The 6300-nt window shown below is 65.6% G+C and carries 5 protein-coding genes and 1 pseudogene; 3 read left to right on the top strand and 3 right to left on the bottom strand.

Features of this window, described 5'->3' with window-relative positions; genetic code table 11:
- The coding region (locus WBF82_RS12650; protein ID WP_424383363.1) for a class I SAM-dependent methyltransferase at window positions 1-871 on the bottom strand (871 nt) is incomplete at its 3' end.
- Between the two features lie 103 nt (window positions 872-974).
- Here WBF82_RS12650 and WBF82_RS12645 point away from each other — a divergent pair.
- Window positions 975-1646 (top strand): annotated as a pseudogene (locus WBF82_RS12645) (TVP38/TMEM64 family protein); the annotation flags it as partial.
- Between the two features lie 18 nt (window positions 1647-1664).
- On the top strand, window positions 1665-2225 hold the full coding sequence (locus WBF82_RS12640; RefSeq protein ID WP_424383365.1) for a peroxiredoxin-like family protein: 561 nt from the start codon (window positions 1665-1667) through the stop codon (window positions 2223-2225).
- Here WBF82_RS12640 and WBF82_RS12635 read toward each other — a convergent pair.
- Window positions 2194-3507: a serine hydrolase domain-containing protein gene (locus tag WBF82_RS12635; protein ID WP_424383362.1), complete on the bottom strand. Its 1314-nt coding sequence runs from the start codon at window positions 3505-3507 to the stop codon at window positions 2194-2196. The two genes, WBF82_RS12640 and WBF82_RS12635, sit on opposite strands and share 32 nt — an antisense overlap.
- Window positions 3508-3767: 260 nt before the next feature.
- Here WBF82_RS12635 and WBF82_RS12630 point away from each other — a divergent pair, with 260 nt between their 5' ends.
- The gene (locus WBF82_RS12630; RefSeq protein ID WP_424383364.1) at window positions 3768-4496 is read left to right on the top strand and encodes a hypothetical protein; all 729 of its coding nucleotides are present in this window, start codon (window positions 3768-3770) and stop codon (window positions 4494-4496) included.
- Between the two features lie 2 nt (window positions 4497-4498).
- Here WBF82_RS12630 and WBF82_RS12625 read toward each other — a convergent pair whose 3' ends face one another.
- On the bottom strand, window positions 4499-6178 hold the full coding sequence (locus tag WBF82_RS12625; RefSeq protein ID WP_424383361.1) for a patatin-like phospholipase family protein: 1680 nt from the start codon (window positions 6176-6178) through the stop codon (window positions 4499-4501).
- Window positions 6179-6300 lie beyond the last annotated feature (122 nt).

Genomic DNA, 6300 nt, shown 5'->3' with positions numbered 1-6300 from the left:
GGCCATACCCCGTCATCAGTTCGCCCGACGGCGTCACCGTCACCTGCCAGCCGTGCCGACGCCACCAATCGCCGACGTCTTCGCGCTCGTCGAAGTACCACAGCTCGTCGGTCCGCGGGACCTCGCGCTGCGGGTCGGCCTTGGCCATCAACTCCCGGACCCGGCCCAAGCGCTCACGCCGCTGCGCGGCGGCCACGGGATCGGCGAAGTTGGGTGAGAGCGCCTCGATGCCGACCCGGCTGCCGGCGGCAGTCAGGCCCTGGACGCGGTCGAACAGCAACTCCTGGGCCGCGGCCGGTAGATACATCAACAACCCCTCGGCCGACCATGCGCTTGGCGCCGACGGGTCAAAACCCGCCTGCTGCAACGCGTTCGGCCAGTCTTGACGCAGGTCGACGGGGACGGGGACCCGATGGCAGATCGGGTCGGCCCCGTGCTCGTGCAGCGTCGAGGCTTTGAAGTCCAACACCCTGGGCTGGTCGAGCTCGAAGACCGTTACCCCGTCTGGCCACGGCAACCGCCAGCACCGCGAGTCCAGCCCGGCCGCCAAAATCACCACCTGCCGGATACCTGCGTTGACGGCGTCGAGGAAGAACGTGTCGAAAAACTTTGTGCGAGAGGCGAAATAGCTGACCATCGACTTCATCCGCAGCGGCAGCGCGGGTTCTGCCTCGACGATCTCGGCAGGCAGCTCAGGAGCGCCGTACCAGTCCCACTCGCCGTCGCCGGCGGTGTCGAGGAAGATCCGCGCGAACGGATCGCTGATCAGCGGGTCGTCGCTCTCGGTTTCGGCCGCGCGCGCCGCCGCCACACCCAGCGCGGTCGCGCCCACGCTCTCGGTGATGTCCCAGCTGTCGTCGTCGGTTCTCACGTCGGGTCACCCTACGTGATATCGCATGTGCCCTCGTTTCCGAACAGTAGGTAATGGTCGGTCGCTGGTGCAGGCGTTGCTGTTGTGATTCGATGCGGTCACCATGGTCGACGGTTCCACCCGGATATCGCGACGACGCCACATCGTGCGGCTCGCCGTGTTCGCCGCGTTCTTGGTCGCGCTGTTTTATCTGCTGGCCGTCAAGCACGTCGTCGATATCGAGGACGTACGGCGCACGGTCAAGGCGACCGGGCCGGCAGCGCCGCTGACCTACATCGTGGTGTCGGCGGTCCTCGGCGCGATCTTTGTGCCGGGCCCGATTCTGGCCGCCAGCAGCGGGCTGCTGTTCGGTCCGGTGCTGGGTGTGTTCGTGACACTGGGTGCGACGGTGGGCACCGCGGTCGTCGCCAGCTTGGTGGGCCGCCGCGCGGGCCGGGATAGCGCGCGGGCGCTCCTCGGAGGCGAACGCGCCGACCGGATCGATGCACTGATCGAACGGCGCGGGCTGTGGGCGGTGGTCGGTCAGCGTTTCATTCCCGGCCTATCGGATGCGCTGGCCTCTTACGCGTTCGGCGCGTTCGGAGTTCCGCTGTGGCAGATGGCCGTTGGCGCGCTTATCGGTTCGGTGCCGCGGGCGTTCGTCTACACCGCGCTGGGCGCATCGATCGGAAACCGGTCACCGATATTGGCATACGCGGCGATAGCGATATGGTGCGTGACGGCCATCGTCGGCGCGTTCGCCGCGCGCAGCGGATTCCGAAAGTGGCGGAGCCACGGCACAAGGAGTTCTCACATGCCTGAGCGAGACACGCCAGTCCATCTGGCCAGCCGCGAGTTCGTGAGCGTCACCGGGGAGAGAATCCAGGTCCCTGACCCACAAGGTTTGGTGCATCTGCAATTTCGCCGCCATGCGGGCTGCCCAATCTGCAATCTGCACCTAGCCTCCTTCGCACGCCGGCACGACGAGATCAGCGCTGCCGGCATCCGCGAAGTCGTCTTCTTTCACTCGCCGGCCGATGAATTGCGCAAGCACACCGCTGACTTGCCGTTTTCGACGATCGCGGATCCGACCAAGCGCTTCTACCGCGAATTCGGTGTCGAATCGGGCACCCGCGCATTGCTGGACCCCCGCGCGTGGGGCGCGGTTATCCGTGGTACGACTCTGATCGCTCTCGGCCGGTACCGCGCTCCGGCGCTGAAACCGGAGAACGGCCGCCAAGGCCTTCCCGCCGACTTTCTGCTCGACAGCCAAGGCGCGGTGATCGCGGCCAAGTACGGCAGGCATGCCGACGACCAATGGTCGGTCGACGAATTGCTCGCCCTCACAGACGCAAGGCCTGCGCTGCCGCCGTAGCCACGTCGCCGCGCAGCTTGGAGATCGGTGGACTGCCTCGCTGATGGATCGAGTTCGCCAGCAGTATGACGTAGGTATCGGAGTCCGGGTCCAGCCACATCGAGGTACCGGTAAAGCCGGTGGCGCCAAAGCTTCCGATCGGAAAGATCAAGCCGCGCGGCTTGGAATAGTCCGTATCGATATCCCAGCCGAAGCCGAACAGTCGCTGGTCCTCGATCGCCGGATAGTTCGGCGCAAGAAGCGGATCTTCTGCGTTTGGTGCCTTCGCGATGGCTTCTCGGGCAGCATCATTGGCTGCTTGGACTTGCCCCGGTCTGTGGCCGGGCTGCTGGGGCGTCGTCATCAACTCCAGCGTCGCTTGCTTCAGCGGAAACGTGCTCGGCCGTCCGGCATGGCGATCGAGCAGGCTCTGCGCAAAGAGGCTGACATCGTGCGCCGTCGAGAACAGACCTGCATGCCCGGCCACTCCCCCCATGCGGCGCGCCGTCGGGTCGTGCACGGTGCCGCGAAGTAGGTAACCGAAATCGGGGTTCTTGCCCGGATCGTCCTTGCTTTCGTCATCGATCGCCGTCGGTGCGATGCGCGGCAACAGGCTGGTGTTCCAGGTTCCTGCCGGACAGGCGGCCGCCGCACCTGCTGGAGCCCAGGCGATCGCGGCTCCTCGGACCACATGAGGGCCACATGCTTTGGCCGGCGGAAGGTAGCGGGTTTCGCTCATGCCAAGCGGCGCAAAGACATTCCGCTGAACATAGACATCTTCATCCTCGCCAGCGAGTTTCTCGATCAACGCACCAAGCAGGATGTAGTTGATGTCGGAGTAGCGGAAAACCTCACCGGGACCCGACTGCAGCGGCGTCGTCAACGCGCGATGAATGCCTTCGGCTTTGTCGGGTCCGTCGAGTCCCCATGGATCCCCGAGGTTTACGTCTATCGGTTCGCCCGACGTATGGGTAAGCAACATCCGAAGCGTGACTTGTGCACGCAGTGGGTCGTTGGCGCTGTTGAAGTCAGGCAGATACGTCTGCACGGCTTCGTCGAAGGCAACCTTGCCTTGCTCGTAGAGCTGCATGACGGCAGTCGCCGTTGCGAGGCACTTGGTCAAGGACGCGATGTCGAAGATCGTGTCTTCGCTCATCGCCTCCGCAGGCGCGAGCGATCCGTCGAGCCCCTGTTCGCCGGCAAGCTTGCGTGAGCCATACGCCTGGTGGAAGACGACCTTGCCGCCATGTCCGATCACCACCACGCCACCCGGCAGCCGGTGTTCGGCGATCGCGTCGTTCATCAGCTTTGACACCGTTGCGAATTCGGTTGTGGGAGCAGGACCTGGCTGCCTGCCGCTTGCGAGTCGGTGCGCGACATACCTGGCCGATGCCGCAGCAACGAGCGTCAGCAACACAGTTCCAACGACCAGGGTCGTTCGCGCCGATGCCTTACTGGCCAGGCCGCGTAGACCGGTCCGGGATGAATGGGGGCCGTTGTCGATGCTTACCTGTGCCAGGGTAGCCGCACTGTGGCAAAATCGACGCCCTGGAGGTCGGCGTGATCCGTGTCAAGGCAGGCATATTCAGCCTCACCGCTCCGGCGTCGGCTGACGACGACGGGAGTTACCTGCGCTGGCACCTGCTGGATCACATGCCTGAGCAATACCAACTACCGGGCATCGTGCACGCGCTGCGCTGGATCGCCGACGGCGCCTACCCCGACCATCGCTTGGCTTCCTACGGACCACTGGGAGAGGTCGGCAACGCCGTCCACTACCTCGTCGATGACCCCGTTGAACAAACCTTCGATGACTTCGTTGCGTTGGGCCGCGCGCTGCGTGAGAACGGTCGCTTTCCCATCACCCGACCGCTACTCCAGGTGGCCGGACTGCGACTGCTGCAGTGGCAATCCGCACCACACGCGCTGGTTTCCGCCGAGGTTGTGCCGTTTCGGCCGCACCGCGGCGTACTGCTGATCGTCGAGGAACCCATCCGCGAACGGCCCAGCCAATGGCTGCAATGGCTGCACGCCGAACACCATCCAGCGTTGCTCGCGACGCCCGGCGTTGCCGGCGTATGGACATTCGGTTCGACGACGGCATGGGACCACGCCCACCGGGGATGGCGCACCGAACCGCAATACATCACCGTCATCTACCTCGACGACGAGCCTCTCGTCACCACCGAAGCCCTGGCTCCCATTGTCGAAGAACGGTGGCAATCAGCCGCAGTGCGACCGATCTTCGCCGGACCGCTGCGGACCATGATCAGCTGGGAAGCTTGGCCCTGAATTCAGGTCAGGCGGCTTCGCAGCCGGGCCAGGCGGCTCGTCGGCACCTGAATCGCCGCCATCACCGCGCTCATCGGCGACGCCACCGACTTCGGCGGCGTCTTGGGCTTCGCGGCTGGGGGCCCGTCGCCTTCCCACCACGTCGGCTCCAGCAGCGCCGTCGTCACCGGGATCGCCTTGTCGACGCTGTTGTGTCCCCATCGGCTCGCTCGGTCGATGGCCGCGACGGACGGGGCTAGGTTCGCCGGCGACAGCGTCGGCCCGAATCGGACCAGCTGATCGGCGTAGGGCAGGTTGCGAACCATTTGCAACGCGACCGCCTGGGTGATCGGCGCCAACCACAGGTGCCGCGGATCCCATTGCGGGTGAAAGCAATCGAAGGCCAGATAGCACGCGTTGCGCGTACCCAACCTGCCGTCGCGAACACGCTTCCACGCCAGCTCGATCGGGACATTGCTCGCCGTGCCGCCGTCGACCAGCGCCGCGATGTCCTTCTCTTCGAACAGGTCGTCGAGAATCGGGATCATCCGCGGGTCGCTCGTTTCATGGTGCAGCACACCAGGAATGGCCGCCGAGAACGACGCCGCGTCGACGACGTCGAAGTCGCGGGCCGGGTCGTCGTCGCCGATGATGATCGGCTTAACGACCCGCAAGTCGATGAACGCCGCGACTTGCCACATCCGGGCGCCTACCACCGGGCCGATGCCGATCGGGCGAAACGGCACCGACTGCAGCTTCAGCGCCGCCAATGCGGGACGGCGGAACCGCGACGGCAGCGCCGTATACGGTTGCCTGCGCACACCTGCGACCACGATGTCGAACGGAATCGCCAAGTCCGACATGCGCATTCGTTGACCGTCTTCGCGGCTGAGCATCGTGTGGGCGAACTGGTCGAAGCGCAACGCGAACATGCCGGCCAGGCCGTGGCGGCGGCGCAGCCGTTCGGGTCCGAGGATCGCGCGGTAGGACACCGTCTTCGCCCAGGCGACGTACTCCTCGATCGGCACCGGCAGGGCGCGGCTGACCAGGCTGCCCAGGATCGACCCGATCGACGCGCCGATCATGTAGTCGGGCAGCTGGCCGGCTTCCAGCAGCCGCTGCATGCCGCCGATGTAGACGAAACCCGCACCGCCCCCGCCGCCGAGGATAGTGACCAGCTTCTTGTAGCAGACTTCAGCGTCCAATTCCGCTGCGGCGAAGTCATTTCCGTGCCGCTCGATCAGTACCTGCCGTTGGTCGTCTTGGTCGGCGGCCAGACCGGCCAGCGCCTCTCGTGCGGTCTTCAACGCGGTGATCGGATCCGTTTCCTCGCGCAGTGGTCCGTAGAGGGTGTCGGCGACCCGGGAGCGCCACGGCGCGATTTCGGCGCCGACGGAGACGTCACCGCGCCCGCGGCTTCCGCCCGGGCCCGCAGCCCCCGGTTCGAAGTCGGCGAGCCGCGCGAAGTTGAGGATGTAGCGCAACTTGCGCAGATCCTCGGCGCTCAGCACATCCGGCTCGGCGAGCTGGTGGCGGATAAGCCGGTTTTCCATCCGCTGCAACAGCAGCGCCGGCTCGGCCGTCAACAGATCGGCGGCGTCGACGGACTCGACCGCCTCGTCCTCGATCTCCTCGATGAGTTCGAGCCCGGCGTCGCGGCGGCTCAGCCGGCTGAGCACCGCGTCGACGAACGGGATCTGCATGCGCATCAGTTTGGTCGCAGTGCAGATCGAGCTGCAAACGCGCTCGTAACCAGTACCTTTAATGCGTGCTCGTTCGGCTATTTGCGCTACTCGGCGTGCTAGTCGCCCTATCGGGATGTTCC

The sequence above is a fragment of the Mycobacterium sp. genome, from assembly GCF_049673265.1.
Taxonomy (GTDB): Bacteria; Actinomycetota; Actinomycetes; order Mycobacteriales; family Mycobacteriaceae; genus Mycobacterium.
Note: the sequence above shows the minus strand (reverse complement) of the source record. Positions and strands in the feature narration are given on the sequence as shown.

Excerpts from the sequence above, each read along its gene's own strand:
- WBF82_RS12640 (WP_424383365.1), top strand. The coding sequence starts at position 1,665 with ATGCCTGAGCGAGACACGCCAGTCCATCTGGCCAGCCGCGAGTTCGTG.
- WBF82_RS12635 (WP_424383362.1), bottom strand. The coding sequence starts at position 3,507 with ATGAACGACGCGATCGCCGAACACCGGCTGCCGGGTGGCGTGGTGGTG.
- WBF82_RS12625 (WP_424383361.1), bottom strand. The coding sequence starts at position 6,178 with ATGCAGATCCCGTTCGTCGACGCGGTGCTCAGCCGGCTGAGCCGCCGC.